Consider the following 15,846-nt stretch of genomic DNA (forward strand, 5'->3'; position numbering starts at 1 on the left):
CTGCAGACCCCGCAGCTTAGAGTTTGACCTGCTCCACGAACTGGACATATTCGCTCTCCTGAAACGGGACATTGTGGTGCGGGGCCGGGTAAGCGCCGGCGTCGACATCTATGACGAATTCCTTGAAAGCCGCGATCCGCTCTTGTTGAAGCCGAGCATATTCGGCAGCAAAGTTGCGGTAGGTTTTCGCATGACGTGGCTTGTGGCCTTCGGTATGGCCCAAAACATCTTCGGCGAACAGATACTGGGCGTCAGCGCCCGGTCCGGCTCCCATGCCGAGCATGATCATCGAAGTGTTCCTTGAAATGAATTCGCCAACCCTATCTGGCACGACCTCGAGCTCAGCCCCGAAGCAACCCACGCTTTCAAGTAGCTTTACCTGCCGCCATATCATCAAGGCTTCCGACGCCGTCTTGCCGACGGCACGAAAGCCCGTCCAGGTGATGTGGGTCGGAACAAGGCCGACATGGGCAACGATGGGCATCCGGTTGTCGCAAAGCACCTTTTGAATGTCGTAGGAGGCCGCACAATAGAAGCAGTCGCCTCCCATCGCGGCAAAGTGAAAGGCGGCGCGAAGATAATCCTCCGCAGTGACGAGCCGGTTGCCCTCGACCGTTCCGGACGAACCAAATGGCAGTCCGACCTGCACGAAGCAACGCCCAGCGGCCTCGCGCATTGCGGGAGAAAAGAAGCGGCCCTCGATCGACAGCATATGGACCCCGGCTGCGTCGGCAGCTGCAGCCTCATCCAGTGTTGTGACGTAAAGCATTGAGATCTTGTGCCCTCGCGCCTTCATGGCGCGAATATCAGCGACAGTTGGGCGGGTATTTTTATGAACCAAGGATGCACCCCGTGGATGGTTGGAGATTTCTTCCTGCAAGGGATTTGTGTTGTCCCTGATCGTGCTGCTTCAATTTCCGCGCGGCAGGAATTTGCCGAAATGAGTTGGTCGCACCGTCCTTGACTGAGGACCAACCGGCACTGCCTGGCAGCGAGCTGCTCGCCGAGCTGGCGTGGTCACCCTTGTCGAGCCGATCACCTGCCGTTCAGCCGGGCATCGTTGACCACAAGCGCCCGATCGATCTTGCCGGCGAAGAAATCCAGTACATTCTGGACCGACGAGATGGCCATCCGCTCTCCACACTCCGCAGTCAGGCCGGCGATGTGGGGGGTCAGAATCACCTGGTCCAGACCAAAGAGCGCGTGATCGAGCGCCGGCGGTTCGTCGTCGAACACATCGAGACCGGCCGCGCCGATGCGGCCGTCGCGCAAGGCCGCGCCCAGTGCCGCCTCATCCACCACTCCGCCGCGGGCGGTGTTAATGAGGATCGCACCGCGTTTCATCACCGCGATCTCGTCAGCGCCAATGACCGGCTCGTCGGCTTTGGGCACGTTGACCGAAACGGCGTCGGCCCAGGCCAGCCCCTGAGCAAGGTCGCTCTGCGAAATAACAGACCCGGCTGGCCAGCCCTTTTGGTACAACAACGGGTCGTGCGCCCGCACCTCCATGCCAAATGCGGCTGCCATGCGCGCCAGATGCCGGCCGATACGACCATAGCCGATGATCAGCAGCCGCTTGCCGAAGAGTTCCTGTGCCTCAAGGCTGTTGCGCCAGCCCCAGTTCCCGTCGCGCACGGCCCTGTCGGCACGGACAAGCCGCTTGCTTGCCGCCAGCAAAAGCATCATCGCGTGCTCGGCCACCGACACCGAATTGACGTCACCGACGATCGCCAGCGCGATGCCGCGGCTGTTGAGCGATGGCAGGTCGACGGCGTCATAGCCAACGCCATGGCGTGAGACGATCCTGAGTTTCCTCGCACGGGCGACTGTCGCACCAGACAAGGGCTGTGTGCGAAGGACAAGTCCCTCGGCCCGGTCGACCAGGGGCGCGTAGCTCGGCTCCGACACGTCCTCAACGTAGTCGTAGGTGACGTCTGGGGCGGCATCGAGAAGGGCAATGCCACTTGGATGGAGCCTGCCGGCGACCAGGACGTGTGGCATCAGTAGGTTCCTTTGCCCGACGGGGTCGCAGCCACGTTGTGGCCAGTCAGATCGCGGAAGCGTGACACACTGTGCAAGGCGGCAGCAGCGAGCAGACGGGAATCCCCGGAAACGGTTGTCATATCGTAGCCCCATGCGACCGCCCGCGCCGCATAATCGGGCGTGCCGCAATGGAGTGCCGAGCGCTTGCCGACCTTCTTGCAGGCCGCCACAATGGTCTGCAACGCCTCGATCATCTCCGGCTCCTCGCGGTCGAAGGCCGGTGCGAGCCGCCCCTGGTGCAAGCTGAATGTCAGGTCCGCTGGCCCGACATACACCCCGTCCAGCCCAGGCGTTGCAACGATCGCCTCGAGATTGCGCATCGCCTCGGCGGTCTCGACCATGGCGAGGGCCAGGATTTCGTCATTGGCTTCCGCGGCGTAATTCGCGCCCGCCGAAAAGTTGGCGCGGGTCGGCCCGAAACTGCGCTGACCGGCCGGCGGATAGCGCAGGTAACTGACGAATTGCGCCGCCTGTTGCGGTGTATTGACCATCGGGCAGATCACGCCATAGGCGCCGGCATCCAGCACCTTCATGACGATGCCCGGCTCCAGCCAGGGGACGCGTGCCATTGGCACGACGCCAGAGGCGCGCATGGCCTGGAACATCGGCAGGAGCATCGAATAGTCGAGCGCGCCATGTTGGAGGTCGATGCTGAGGCTGTCATAGCCCTGTGCGGCCATGATCTCGGCCGTGAAGGGGTTGCCGATCGACAGCCAGCCGTTGACGGTAGGCTGGCCAGCGGCCCAGATCTGCTTGAGCTTGTTCTTGATCAATCCAGCCTCCGTTAAAATACGATTTGGGCGAGCTTGGTATCGAGGTAGTCGCCGATACCTTCGAGGCCGCCTTCGCGGCCCATGCCCGAATATTTGGTGCCGCCAAAGGGCGCTTCGGATGCCGCCAGCGCAAAGCTGTTGATGCCGACCATGCCCGATTTGAGCTCGGCGACCGCGCGACGGGCGCGCTTGGGGCTGCGCGTGAAGGCGTAGGCGGACAGCCCCATCTCGGAAGCGTTGGCGCGCTCAAGCACCTCGTCATCTAATGAGAACCGGGTGATGGCGGCGATCGGCCCGAAATTCTCCTGTGAGAACACCCGCATCTCGTCGCTGACATCGACCAGCACCGTGGGCTCATGGAAATAACCGTCGTTGAAGGCGCTCGCACGCCGCCCGCCAGCAACGATCCTGGCGCCCGCATTCTCGGCCTCGGCGATGATGCTCTCGATACCGGCCAGCCGGTTGGCATTTATGAGCGGACCCATCTGGACGGAAGGGTCCAGTCCATTGCCCAGCTTCAACGCCTTGGTGCGCTGCACGAAGCCATCGACGAAGGCGTCGTGAATGCTGTCGTGCACGAAGAAGCGGTCGGGCGTGACGCAGACCTGGCCCGCATTGGCGTATTTGGTCGGCACCGAAACGTTAAGGGCGGCCTCCAGGTCGGCATCGTCGAACACGATCAGCGGCGCGTTGCCGCCAAGCTCCATCGACACTTTTTTTACCGTGTCGGCGGCATCGCGGATCATTTGCTGGCCGACACGGGTCGACCCGGTCAGCGACACCTTGCGGACCTGCGGCGAGGCCATGATCGGCGTGTAGGTCGTGCCGGTTGGGCCAACCACGAGACTGACCGTGCCGGCGGGCAGGTTGCCAGCGCGAATGCAGTCGACAATAACCATGGCTGTGCCGGGCGTCTGGCTTGATGGGCGCACGATGATCGAGCAGCCGGCAGCGAGCGCCGGCGCCACCTTGCGGGCAACGAGGGCGGCGGGAAAGTTCCAGGCCGTGAAGGCCGCGACGATCCCTATTGGCTCGTGCAGGACCTCGAAACGACCCCCGGGAACGCGGCTTTCGACGACGCGCCCATAGATGCGCCGCGCCTCTTCGGCGTACCAGCGGAACTGGTCGACAGCCAGGCTCCATTCGCGCTCCGACTGCGCGATCGGCTTGCCGGTCTCGGTCGAGATCATGCGCGCGCCTTCCGCCTTGCGGCGGCCCATTTCGTCGGCGACGGCATGCAGGACCTCAGCCCGCTCGAAGCCGGTGCGGCCTCTCCAGGCCAATAGACCGCGAGCGGCACTTTCAAGCGCCTCCTCGGTATCGGCGCGCGTCGCGACCGGGGCGTCGCCAACGGGCTCTTCGGTCACCGGGCTCACCACCGATGTGGTTCCCCTGCCCTCGGCGGCGCGCCACTGGCCGTTGATGAACAATCCAAAGCTTTGGTACATTGATCTACCCGATCTCGCTTGCATTGGCGGAGAGTACCCCTCCGTCTACCCTCATCGCCTCCACCAGGATCAGTAGCGGCGCTCGTCATCGGCACACCAAAGACAGCAAACTGCTATCTCCCGTATTCCCGCAATAACCATTGCAGAATGGTTGATTTGTCAATATTCATTCTGTAGAAATGAAAAAATCATACGAGGGAGGAGTGAGCTGATGGCAACAGTCCGTCTGACCGTGGCACAGGCGCTGGTGCGCTATCTGTGCAACCAGTTCATCGTCATCGACGACGAGCAGCTGCCGCTCTTTCCGGGCGTATTCGCCATTTTCGGACATGGCAACGTCACCTGCCTCTCAGAGGCGCTCGAAGCGGTGAAGGATGTGCTTCCGACCTGGCGGGGGCAAAACGAGCAATCGATGGCGCTCGCCGCGATCGGCTTTGCCAAGGCAAGGCAACGCAGACAAATCATGGTGGCAGCGACCTCGATCGGCCCAGGGGCGCTTAACATGGTGACGGCTGCTGGCGTGGCCCATTCTAACCGGCTGCCCGTGCTTCTTCTGTCGGGCGACACTTTCGTCAATCGCAGGCCCGACCCGGTCATGCAGCAGGTCGAGCATTTCGGAGACCCCACCATCAACGTCAACGATGCCTTCAAGGCGGTGACCCGCTACTGGGACCGCATCGTCCATCCCGAGCAGATCCTGTCATCCCTGCCACAGGCCCTCGCCGTGCTGCTTGATCCGGCCGATTGCGGTCCAGCCTTCATTGCCTTGCCTCAGGACGTCCAGGAAATCGCCTGGGACTATCCCGCGGCCTTCTTCGAGCGGACCCTCCATTCAATTCCCCGTGCACGCCCAGACCGGGACCGGTTGGCCGAGGCCATTCGCATTCTTTGGAATGCGAAGCGGCCACTCATTATTTCGGGTGGCGGCGTGCGATATTCCGATGCCGGCAAAGTTCTGGCGCATATGGCCGAAAAACGCGGGATCCCGCTGGCCGAGACGATCGCTGGAAAGGGCACCGTCTCGCACGACCATCCCGCGCATGTCGGCCCGATCGGGATCGTCGGTTCGACCTCGGCCAATGCGTTGGCCGCTCAAGCCGATGTCGTGCTGGCCGTCGGAACCAGGCTGATGGATTTCACCACCGGCTCCTGGAGCGCATTCGCCCCCGATGCCAAGTTCGTCTCGATCAATGCCGCGCGCTGGGACGCGACCAAGCATCGCGCCCTGCCGGTGATCGGCGATGCGCTGGAAACGCTGCGCGAACTCGACGACACGCTTGGCACCTGGCAGGCAGACCCGGAGTGGACCAGCAAGGGGCACACCGAATTCGCCAAGTGGAACACAATGCTTGATAGCTTCCAGAAGCCAACCAACGACCCTGTGCCGACCTACGCGCAAGTCGTCGGGGTGGTGAATGCCAAGGCYGGCGARCGSGATCTGCTCATYACSGCCGCCGGSGGRYTGCCYGGCGAAGTSATGAAGAACTGGCGCGTCAAGGAGCCCAACACCTTCGATTGCGAATTCGGCTTTTCGTGCATGGGCTAYGAGATCGCAGCCGGTTGGGGTGCAGCGATGGCCGATCCGACCCGCACCCCGATCGTCATGATCGGCGATGGCACGTATATGATGATGAACTCCGACATTTACTCTTCGGTTCTTGCCGGGCACAAGATAATCGTCATCGTGTGTGACAATGGCGGCTATGCCGTCATCAACCGCCTGCAGAACGGCAAGGGCGGCGCCTCGTTCAACAATTTGATCAAGGATTGCCGGGTGAAAGAGCCCTTCGGCGTCGACTTTGCCAAGCACGCTGAAGCAATGGGCGCCTTGACGCGACATGTCGACAGCCTCGCCGACCTCGGCCAGGCGCTGGACTGGGCCAAGACCACCGATCGCACCACCGTTATCACCATTGTCACGGACGCCTTCACCTGGACGCCAGGCGACGCGTGGTGGGATGTCGGTGTGCCTGAAATCAGTGAGCGGCAGGAGGTCCTGGAAGCCCGCGCCTCCCAAACGGAAGGCCGCAAAAGGCAACGCGTTGGCATCTGATCACTTTCGGCGCCCCCATTGCGCCCCAACCGGAACGATTCGAACCTCCCTTCGAATTGTTCCGGCTTTTTTTCCTAACCAAGCTTCCCTTGGAGATGAAGAATGAAAGCCAAACTCGGCATCGCGCCGATCGCATGGTGGAACGACGACCTTCCCGAACTGAGCGATGACGTGTCGTTGGAGGAGTGCCTGCGGCAGGCCCGCGAAGCCGGCTTCACCGGCATGGAGACAGGCCGGCGCTTCCCCATGGAGGCAAAGGTCCTGGAGCCGATCCTGAAGCAGCAAGGCATGAGCGTTTGCGGAGGCTGGTTTTCGGGCCAACTGCTCGATGGCGACATCGAGACCGAGAAGGATCGTATCGGCAAGCAGATGGCACTTTTCAAGGCGGTGAACGCTCCCTGCATCGTGTATGGCGAAACCGCTGGCTCAATACAGGGCGACCGCACCGCGCCACTGGCCACCAAGCGCCGCCTGTCACAGGAGGAGACAAAGACTTATGGCCGGAAGCTGACAGCATTCGCCGAGTGGTGCGCCGGCGAAGGCATGCCGATTGCCTATCACCATCACATGGGAGCGCCGATCGAGACCGAGGCCGAGGTGGATCAGTTGATGAACCATTCCGGAGAGGCTCTGCCGCTGCTTTATGATGCGGGGCATATGGCATTCGCCGGCGGCGATGTGCTGCGCGTCATCGACAAGCACCATGGCCGGATTTCGCACGTCCACACCAAGGACGTGCGCTGGCATGTCATCGAGGGCCTCGATCGCACGCGCGAAAGCTTTCTCGACGCCGTGGTCAAGGGCGCCTTCACCGTGCCGGGTGACGGATCTCTGGATTTTGAAGCCATCGTGAAGCGCCTAGCCTTCCACGGCTATGAAGGCTGGTTCGTGGTTGAGGCCGAACAGGATCCCATGAAGAGCCCCCCGCTGAGGATGGCCAGGATCGGGCATCAGGAGTTGCGGCGTGTCATGGCAGCGTCCGGCTACTCAGTAGAGGACTGAACTCCGACTATATTAATAAAATCAATCATTTACGACAAAATTTGTAACTTTATGGCGGTCGACTAACCTCTACTGTGCGGGACTTTGGCGTTGGGCCGAAACCTGCCTGGCCTTTTCTCTTTCTCTTCAAGGCACCAACGCCTTGTGGCGTCGAACGCTTCGATCACTGCGCCGCCCATCCGACGCGCGCGGCGACGGCAGTGTTTGCAGGACTGGAATTGAACAGTGAAACCGCCTCGGACGCGGCCCGCGAAATGCGTTCGCGTATCGCCTCGCCGACGATTTCAGCGCCGACAAAATCGTCGGGTGCGCCGTACACTCCTGTCGGCACGGTGACGGCCCCGAAAAAGCCGAACAATGGCCTGAGCTGATGCTCGAGAACCAGGCCATGGTATGGACTTCCGCCGGTCGCCGCGAGCAGCACGGTCTTCCCCGTCAGCGCACGATAATCGACGAGATCGAACAGGTGTTTGAGTGCGCCCGTGTAGGAAGCCCTGTAAACAGGCGTTCCGACCACGAGCAGGTCGGCCTTTTCGACACGCTGGACAATCGCTTCGCCGGAGGCGCCGAGCGCGCTGCGGGAAAGTCCGGCGAAGAGCGATGGCGCTGCCTCGGTAATTTCGATCAGCCCGCTGTCTGACGGTATACGCGATGCGATCGCCTTGATCAGCTCATTCACCACCGCCGTGGTGCGTGATGGCGTGCTGACGCCGCCGGATATTCCGAGAACTGATAGCGGTGCCAACTCGTCAATCCCAAGCCCTGCCTGCGCACGCCCACTTTCAAATCGGGGCAGACGATATTCGACAAATAAGTAATTAGGTTTCGATTTTTCGGCTTTGAGGAGAAAAATGAGGTCCTGCCAATGATCGGTAGCAACATCCACTGATGGTGGCCGAGACGGATCAAACGACTCGCATCATCCGTCGACGAAACGCGGCACTGCGTCCCACCGCTCTACTCCGCGGTAACCGTTGGGATGCGAGGACTGACTGTATCGTTCTGAAGTCTGGCGGCCAATGCCACGGTGAGAGCCTGAGCAAGGCACATTGGAGCCGCCAGGGACCTGGAGAACGTGTACTCGTGCTCAGGCACCGCGAAGAGAACACTTGCACTTTTGGCCAGCGGCGACAAAGTGCTGTCAGAGATCGCCACAATGGGTATGCCGCGCCCCGCCGCGTCTTCCACTATATTCACCACCTCATTTGCATAGAAGCGGAACGACACCGCGAACAGGACATCGCTTTTTCGAATTGCACGCGCCATATGCGTCGCAAGCCCGCCGCCGGGATCGAGCAGAACGCAGCGCTTCCCCAACATGGTCAATATATAGCGAAGCAGTTCAACGACTGGCGCGGAGCGCAACTGTCCCAGCAGATAGATGACGTCGGCTTTCTCAAGCAGCTTCACCGCTTCGGCCAATTTCTCGGCCGGAATATCCGTGAGCATCTCTCTTAGAGAGGCGATGTCCCGCACGACAAGGTCATGCAAAAATCCGGCTTCGCTGCAATCCTTGCGTCCCCCCAGTTCCGTCTCGAGCGCCTTGATGCGTGCTTCGAAGCCCGGCGCAGCGGTCGACAAGCGCTTCTGGAACAGGGTTTGAAGATCCTTGAACCCCTCATAGCCAAGGGCTTGGGCAAACCGCACAAAACTTGAGGCGTGTACGCCTGAGGTCTCACCGATCGCGTTTACGGATCGGACCGCAACATCATTGGGGTTTTGCGTAAGATAGACCGCTATCTTCTGGTATGACTTGCTCATTTCGTCGTACCGGTCGTGGATCACACGGATGAGTTCCTCGTAATCCCTGGGAGCTCCAAGCTTCTCTTTCACAATTCGCATCCTCGCAATTTTTGTTGCATGATGACGCCTTTGCGGTCCTTTTGCCAGCGGAGAATTGCCCGTCTTGCACTGCGCAACGCCCGCCAGCAGAGTGGGCTGAGCCAGCGCGACCTCAGCATTTCGCATTGGCGTTCCGCAAAGCCATGTCTCGAAGATTGACAGGGGAGGCACCGACCTCAGGCTTTCGAGTCTGGTTGAGCTCGCACCAGCGCTCGACTACGAACTGGTCCTCGTTCCGCTCAAGGCCTTGGCAGCGGTCAAAAGCTATCGTCAGCAATGCTTACGCAACACTGAACGGCGAAGACCGCCAGCGCTCCGTGGTTTTCAATGGCGCGCAGGCTGCCCTTAAGGCTGAACCACGACCATCCCGACGCTGCCGAAGGTGGGGGCCGATCAGACACTTCGCATGGCCGGGTGGAAAGCCGTGAGTGCAAGGCCTTTCTGAAAAGCGCGGTGTCGGCCTCACGCGGCCACATTTCAACAACGTCACAACGCCCAAGGGTCACATCTTGGGCGCCTGCATTTCCGAAGATTTGCGCGGAACAAAGCCAAGGCTGAATCCAAACAACCCGGCAATCCTCTGTAGCGTCTCCACCGTCGGATTAGCCTTGCCTGTCTCAATCTCGGCGACCTGACGTTTCGTAGTCCCTGTGATCTCGGCGAATTGCTCCTGCGTCAGGCCAAGTGACCTCCGGATTTCCGCCACGGCATCAGGAAATCGCAACTCGCCTGCTTCGGCTTTTTCCCGAAGGAGGGCGCGTAGAGTGCTGATCTCTGCCTTACTTGGCTTCTTCCATCTTGGCATCGTCGTCTGCCCTTATGTAGCTGGCGCTGTGATCTCGTCGGAAGACGCAGCCAGGACATTGCTGGCGACCTCATCGCATCGGATCATTGCTAAATCGATCACCTCTTGCGGAATGTTGAACTCGGCCGCACGGTTGCGCCACTGCGGCAGGCGCTCCGCGAACCCGCAGATGTCGCCTAGCAGACGGTTGGCGTTTTCTTGATTATCCGGGAAAACTCCCCTGCAAACTTCGGCCCAATTGGGAGAGGTGTCGCGATGAGTATCCCTCATGGACGACCAACGAGTCGACTTCACGATGCCCTCGGTAGCAAGCTGCATTGGAGCAAAATCGAACAACGGTGCGAGTGTTGCGCCCCCATTAGGTCCCTTCGACATGGCGGTATTTCGCCCATGATTGTCAGGATTGCCGAACGCCCGATTAGCGATGTCACGCTTCACATATTCAAGGATGTCCATGTAGGGATCATTGGAATACAGCTTTAGAACGTCGATATAGTCCTCGTGGCTCGCAAGATGTCCGAAATCAGCCACGCCGATTGCCGATACCATGCTTTCTTGACCAACGCGCACCACGGTTCCGTCATCTCGGACCTCGCGGTCAAAGCGCGGGATGATCAGAACGCCTTCGGCATAGACGGACGGTTTATAGACATTGAGACCAATTTCGCGAGCAAGCGCAGAGTACCCGGCCTCGGCCTGGAGGATTAGCCGGTCCCGTTCGTCTTTGCTCCTCAACAGTTTGACGATGAAATGACCAACGGCCTCGTCATCCCGCACAAATGCGTCAGGATAATAAAGACCGTCGCGTGCAAGCGTCAGAGCGACCTTCGGCCATTCGCCCTGTAGTCCGCTTGAACCCGATGCCAGCAAGCCAAATCGGTCGACCACCTCAATGAAGAGATCGCTCCGTCCTAATATGTCATTCTCGGTCACCCCGACGCGTGTAACGTTCGCAAGCCTATCCTGCTCAGCAGCGGCAGCCTCGCGAATACGGATATTCCCAACCGGGTTGCCAGCGGCGCGAATTAGAAGTGGCAAGTCCGAGGAACGGGACTCCACGTCGATTTTCATATGTTCCGCGAGCTTTCGCCTAGCATGGCCCTGTGGCATCAGATCGAGTAGAAACGGAGGCCAGGTTGAAAGATATCGATTTTCTAGATCGACAGGATACCGAACCGACAGGGCACGTGCGTCAGTGACATCACCGTGGGCATTCCGGTCCGCCGCTGCATGCTCCATGAAATAGTCCACGTCATACTCGACAACCGATTGGCCCCGGTAGCCATGGTTTTCATCATCTATCTCGAGGAAGGCGCTCTGACGCCACTCCCCTTTCCAGAATGTCTCGATAGTAAGCTTCATGTAATTACAGACCCTTTGAGTGGTATCGATAATCGTAAATGGCGCAGTTTTCAACCCCTAAAGGGGTCTATTCGAAAGATTTAACGTGAGAAAGAGATGGCAGCGCGCGCTAGTGGGCTGCCGTAAGTATTGCACCCGGATCGGTTTCTGCGACACCTCGCCGGTTGGAAACAGTCGCGATTGATCCGAGGAACCACGACACCTATTGGAGTTCATGACAGCGGATTTGGGCGACGACGGCAGCTTTGCAAGATGGTTGATGCGTCTCGGTGGCTACGGCCGCGGTTCCTAGCCCATCGTGGCCACCAGCTCCATCGCGAACGCAGTACTGCTCGTCAGATTGGCTTTGCACCTCGCAGCATCGGCCTGCGCGCCTTCGACGCGGTTTTCGGCAACCGCCAGAACAGCGTTTCGCAGAAGCTCCATTGCATTGTGAGTGCTAAAGACACCCGAGCTGTATGCCGTTAAGCGCTCCGGCGATTTCCCGGTGCGAAGCCCGGCAAGTAAACCGATAGGCGCCTGGAAGACGAAGGGCCAGCGCCAAGCGGGCTACGGCCGAGACAGAGCTTCGCGCGACCATCGATCAACCGGCCAGACTGCTCCCAGCCGCCTGACATGGCGGCTTCTACAAGCGACGGCGCGACGGAAGAGCGCGCAAGCCAGCCGTCGAACGTTTCGAACACGAACCCGGTCATCTTGGAGTATCCGCTTTCTCGTCCGCATCTCCGGCCGTCTTGCATGTCGTGACACGGCCCTAGTCGGTCTGCTTTTTCGATTCCGCCAGCCAAAAACAAGACTCATTGTCTGGTTGTCAGACGCCGAGCGTGGGCAATTGGCACATAGCAAACCCTGCAACTCACCGTGCGCCCTCTATCCAGCTTCCCTCATCCCTGCCAAATGCTCGAGGCAAACCTGCTCTGCGCACTTTTGAAGCGCTGCGGTCTGCTCGCCCAACCAGAACAGCGCCTCCTCACTGATCTGGTAGTGCTTCGAATACCGGGCCTTCACATACGCTTCGTTCAATGTGTTGAACCAAGCGCGATGACGTTGCTGCTCGCGCGGCCAAGCCTGGGACAATCGGCGATCCTGATCCTCCGCAAGAGCCCGCAGAAAAGTAAGCTTGTGAGACGGTGGGCTGTAGTTTGTGAGCACCAACAGCAGCGTCGAATAAGTTTGTTCGATGGCTTGATGGAGAAGGAAAGCTGCCGTTTTCGACATGCCCTTTTCCATGCCTGCGGCAAAAAGTTGAAGGAAGTCCGATGCTCCCGGCAGCCGACTTTCAAAATGATCTTTGGCGGTTTCGTATGCCGCTTTTGGCGTGAGCGGCTTGGGTTCCGCCAACGGTTCGTCGTCGAGCTCGTAGAGGACGACGCCCTCGCGGCGGATGTCGGTGAAAAAGTACTGTCCCTGGCGCAGAGCCGTGTTCACGAAGCGGCGGCTGTGGACGATGAAGCTGATCGGCGTCTTGATGGCACGATCACGATCGAGCCGGTCCTTTGCCTTGTACCAGTAGGCGAAGTCGGCGAGCTTGTTGTTGTTGACGATCACCAGCAGATCGAAATCGCTGCGGTAGCCCTTCATTGTGAGGGGCTCGTCGACCCAGTCGCCGCGGGCATAGGACCCGAACAGGATGATCTTCAGGATGCGGCCGCTCTTCTTCCAGTCCGCACTGCTTTCCGCTAGCGCGTCCTCGAATTCGGCATGCAGGATTTCGACCACACGGGCCAGTTCCTCCTGCTTGTGCTCCGGCAAATGATCGATGCTGGTTTTCATCCTGGTCGGTTCAAGTTTGCTGAACGGAGGGGTGCCTCGAAGTACCCGTTATAGCAGGCTCGGGCACATGTGAAAGGCTGCCGGCACCAGCCGCAAGCAATTGAATCTGGTGATCTATGCCACCTTGTCTGCCGTAGAGCTCCCAGCGCATTAACGGCGATCACGGGGCGGTCCTTGGCGCTGATCCTTTCCAGTCAGAGTGACGAACCGCGCTTTAGCACTATCGGCTGAGCTGGGGCGAGAGACCGAACTTAGGTGTCCCCTTGTCGAGCGGCACGTCACATTGATTGAGTGGAAAGATTTTGAGATAGCAGCAGCGCGCTTATGGCTGTGGGTGCACAGACCTACAATCTGAGCCTGCCCCTAGATCGAGGAAATCCTGCTTGATGGTCGCTGCGGCGAGACCTCCGCGCGATGATGCCGCAAGCACCCCTGATCGCGGCACTGGCTCGATGCGGATTTCAATGCGCCACGCCCTTGTCGGGTGTCGGGTTTTTGCATATATTGCGTGTCGGGTGTTTGCAGAAAGAAGTTGACCATGCACCAGCCAAGGACATTGAAGCAGAAAATCCAGAACCGTATCGCCAGAACGAAGAAGACCGATGTCTTTCTTCCGCGAGATTTTGCTGACCTCGGCGGCGAGGACCAGGTTCTACGCGCGCTCAGGTCACTGGTCCATGATGGCGCTCTGATGCGGTTGGGCTACGGTGTCTATGCCCGAGCGATGCGGTCACGCTTGACCGGTCGGCCCATGGTCCTGAGCGCAAACGGTTTCCATAGTGCGGCACTACAGGCGCTCAATAAGCTTGGCGTGCCGTGGGAGCAGAGTGAGAGTACGAAAGCTTATAATGAAGGCCGCTCTACCCAGATCCCGGTGAACCCGACAGTCAAGGTCAAGGCGCGTTTCAACCGGCGGCTATCTGACGGCCGCACGGAGCTTCGCGTTGAACGGTAAGCCAGATCAGAAGACGCTTCTGGAAGTTCAAGACTATTTTAGCCTTCCGTCGCCCGCTCTGGTCGAGAAGGATTGGTTTGTCGTTCGCGCCTTGGCTGCCATACATGATGTGGAGGTCGATGGACTGACGCTAGCGTTCGGCGGGGGAACGGCGCTTGGACGTGCCTATCGCCTGCTCGAGCGGATGTCAGAAGACATTGACCTTCGCATCGTCGGCCAAGACAAGCCGTCTCGCGGCGCACTCAAGCGCTTGCGGACCGAGGTGAACAAGCGGCTTCAAGCGGCGGGGTTTGCTGTGGAGGGCCATTACTCGGTCAAGCAAAACGACCGATACGTACGATATGATCTGCCCTACGAGCCCATCGCTGAGGGAGAGGGCGTCTTGCGCCCGGAGATCAAGATCGAGATCGCTGCATTTCCTATTTGCACCGCACCCGAAAAGCTCTCCGTCTCATCCTTTGTCGCTGAGGCCAGTGGTGCTGACGCCGAAGCCAAGGAGGTCGCATGCGTGAGACTGGCCGAAACCGCAGCGGATAAGTTCGTCGCGCTCGGGCGTCGGGCCGGCTTCGCTTTCGCCGGATTGGGGGACCTCGACCACACGCTCGTCCGTCACATTTATGACTTGTCACGCATGGACGGTCACTATGATGCAGCGGAGGCCGCCGCGATTGCTTTGGAGACGATGAAGGCAGACGCTGTGAGGCGCGGCGACGAATACCCCGCCTATAAGGCAGATCCCAGGGGTGAAACGCTCCGCGCGTATGAGGTTATATCCAAAGACGAGAAGTTCGCCGAGGGCTACGCGAAGCTGCTCGGTGACATGGTTTATGGCGACAGGCCTGAATTCGCATCCGCTTTTGAGAAGGTGCAAAACTTCGTCGAACGAATCCGCGACGCTTAGGGTTTAGGGGAAAGCATCGTTCTAGTGCCCTCAGGCGCATCGCAGACGGCCTCCCATACCTCTTCCTATTCCTACGATGCGGTGAATTCCGGCTGTATGTAAACGAAGCCCTCGCTGTGCAGATTCTCGCTCCCAGGTGATAAGGCTTGATCCGTCAGGCGCCTCAAAAAGCACCCTGCCGGTCGGGAGTTGGACCGGCAGGGCGCGCCGCGCAAAGGTCGCGGTCAATGGGAGAACCGGACGGCAGCGGCAAGCAGTGACCTCAACTAAATGCAACCAGCTTCACGCAAGGCGCTCAAATCCCTATGGCCTCGTAGGCGGCTGCAATCCTGCGAATTGACGCCACATAGGCGGCAGTCCGGTAGTCGCCAAGCTCCGGCTGTTCCTCAAGCAGATCGGCTATGTTTACCCAGGTGCTGCGCATCACGTCCTCCAGGCCGGAGCGAACAAGATCGATCTCAGCGCCCCCTTCCAGGAATTCGTCGCGCAAGTCGGCCGGGAATGGGTTGCCTGTCATTTTCTCAAGCGCTGTCGCGATCGTCAGGTTGCGTCGCTCGCGTCGCCGCCGTTCCATCAGCCCGAAGGGAATGTGCGTGAGATTTTTCACCCACTCGAAATAGCTGACAACGACGCGGCCGCACGCTCTGCCGCAGCCATGCATCGTCTGCTCGTCAAGCCATCAACTATGCAGGAGCTCCCAGCAATATTTGATGGCGAGCTCCGTCGCCGGAAGCAGTATCTTGTCGGATGCACCGAAAGTTGGTGTGTGAACACCTGATTCATTCCCGGGCTCTCGAGAGCCGAACAGAAAGTAGATCGAGGGAACGCAGCCCGAGTAGAAGCCGAAATCATCGCTGCCTGAACTCGGCGGCGCCTGGACGTATTTATC

General features: G+C 59.7%; 13 protein-coding genes and 2 pseudogenes. 4 read left to right on the forward strand and 11 right to left on the reverse strand.

Annotated features, from left to right (window positions below):
* Positions 1 to 16 precede the first annotated feature (16 nt).
* From AC1DXN_RS30055 to AC1DXN_RS30070, 4 genes are all read right to left on the reverse strand, one after another.
* Positions 17 to 841, reverse strand: a complete 825-nt coding sequence (locus tag AC1DXN_RS30055; protein WP_477277818.1) for a 3-methyl-2-oxobutanoate hydroxymethyltransferase — start codon at positions 839 to 841, stop codon at positions 17 to 19.
* A gap of 194 nt (positions 842 to 1,035) precedes the next feature.
* Positions 1,036 to 2,001 (reverse strand): hydroxyacid dehydrogenase, encoded by a 966-nt coding sequence (locus AC1DXN_RS30060; RefSeq protein ID WP_477277697.1) that lies wholly within the window; start codon positions 1,999 to 2,001, stop codon positions 1,036 to 1,038.
* Positions 2,001 to 2,816, reverse strand: coding sequence for an HpcH/HpaI aldolase family protein (locus AC1DXN_RS30065; protein ID WP_477277695.1), 816 nt, complete (start codon positions 2,814 to 2,816; stop codon positions 2,001 to 2,003). The genes AC1DXN_RS30060 and AC1DXN_RS30065 overlap by 1 nt, the downstream gene beginning before the upstream one ends.
* A gap of 11 nt (positions 2,817 to 2,827) precedes the next feature.
* Entirely contained in the window at positions 2,828 to 4,264 is a 1,437-nt protein-coding gene (locus AC1DXN_RS30070) for an NAD-dependent succinate-semialdehyde dehydrogenase (RefSeq protein WP_477277693.1), read from the reverse strand.
* A gap of 211 nt (positions 4,265 to 4,475) precedes the next feature.
* Here AC1DXN_RS30070 and iolD point away from each other — a divergent pair, with 211 nt between their 5' ends.
* Both iolD and iolE read left to right on the forward strand, forming a co-directional pair.
* Positions 4,476 to 6,317, forward strand: coding sequence for a 3D-(3,5/4)-trihydroxycyclohexane-1,2-dione acylhydrolase (decyclizing) (iolD, locus tag AC1DXN_RS30075; protein ID WP_477277691.1), 1,842 nt, complete (start codon positions 4,476 to 4,478; stop codon positions 6,315 to 6,317).
* A 102-nt stretch (positions 6,318 to 6,419) separates the two neighbouring features.
* Complete coding sequence (iolE, locus tag AC1DXN_RS30080) at positions 6,420 to 7,319, forward strand: myo-inosose-2 dehydratase (protein WP_477277689.1); 900 nt, start codon at positions 6,420 to 6,422, stop codon at positions 7,317 to 7,319.
* A 163-nt stretch (positions 7,320 to 7,482) separates the two neighbouring features.
* On the opposite strand, the gene msuE is transcribed toward iolE, so the two are convergent.
* The 5 genes from msuE to AC1DXN_RS30105 all read right to left on the reverse strand — a co-directional run bounded on the left by msuE (position 7,483) and on the right by AC1DXN_RS30105 (position 13,101).
* Positions 7,483 to 8,205, reverse strand: coding sequence for an FMN reductase (gene msuE, locus AC1DXN_RS30085; protein WP_477277687.1), 723 nt, complete (start codon positions 8,203 to 8,205; stop codon positions 7,483 to 7,485).
* Between the two features lie 71 nt (positions 8,206 to 8,276).
* A complete protein-coding gene (locus tag AC1DXN_RS30090) occupies positions 8,277 to 9,287 on the reverse strand; it encodes a MurR/RpiR family transcriptional regulator (protein ID WP_477277685.1) in 1,011 nt (336 codons plus the stop codon).
* A gap of 376 nt (positions 9,288 to 9,663) precedes the next feature.
* Entirely contained in the window at positions 9,664 to 9,966 is a 303-nt protein-coding gene (locus AC1DXN_RS30095; protein WP_109658943.1) for a helix-turn-helix domain-containing protein, read from the reverse strand.
* A 12-nt stretch (positions 9,967 to 9,978) separates the two neighbouring features.
* Entirely contained in the window at positions 9,979 to 11,328 is a 1,350-nt protein-coding gene (locus tag AC1DXN_RS30100) for a type II toxin-antitoxin system HipA family toxin (protein WP_477277683.1), read from the reverse strand.
* An 870-nt stretch (positions 11,329 to 12,198) separates the two neighbouring features.
* On the reverse strand, positions 12,199 to 13,101 hold the full coding sequence (locus AC1DXN_RS30105) for a nucleotidyltransferase and HEPN domain-containing protein (RefSeq protein WP_477277681.1): 903 nt from the start codon (positions 13,099 to 13,101) through the stop codon (positions 12,199 to 12,201).
* A gap of 538 nt (positions 13,102 to 13,639) precedes the next feature.
* Between AC1DXN_RS30105 and AC1DXN_RS30110 the strand changes: the two genes are divergently transcribed.
* Together AC1DXN_RS30110 and AC1DXN_RS30115 are read left to right on the forward strand one after the other, a co-directional pair.
* Positions 13,640 to 14,056 carry a DUF6088 family protein gene (locus AC1DXN_RS30110; RefSeq protein WP_477277816.1) on the forward strand — a complete coding sequence of 139 codons (417 nt, stop codon included), beginning with the start codon at positions 13,640 to 13,642 and terminating at the stop codon, positions 14,054 to 14,056.
* Positions 14,046 to 14,957: a nucleotidyl transferase AbiEii/AbiGii toxin family protein gene (locus tag AC1DXN_RS30115; protein WP_477277679.1), complete on the forward strand. Its 912-nt coding sequence runs from the start codon at positions 14,046 to 14,048 to the stop codon at positions 14,955 to 14,957. Before AC1DXN_RS30110 ends, AC1DXN_RS30115 begins: the two co-directional genes overlap by 11 nt.
* 295 nt (positions 14,958 to 15,252) lie before the next feature.
* Here AC1DXN_RS30115 and AC1DXN_RS30120 read toward each other — a convergent pair.
* Both AC1DXN_RS30120 and AC1DXN_RS30125 read right to left on the reverse strand, forming a co-directional pair.
* Positions 15,253 to 15,594, reverse strand: a pseudogene (locus AC1DXN_RS30120) (glutamate dehydrogenase); the annotation flags it as partial.
* A 42-nt stretch (positions 15,595 to 15,636) separates the two neighbouring features.
* Positions 15,637 to 15,846: pseudogene (locus AC1DXN_RS30125) on the reverse strand (amidohydrolase); the annotation flags it as partial.

It is taken from the genome of Mesorhizobium sp. P2_H9, assembly GCF_056403215.1.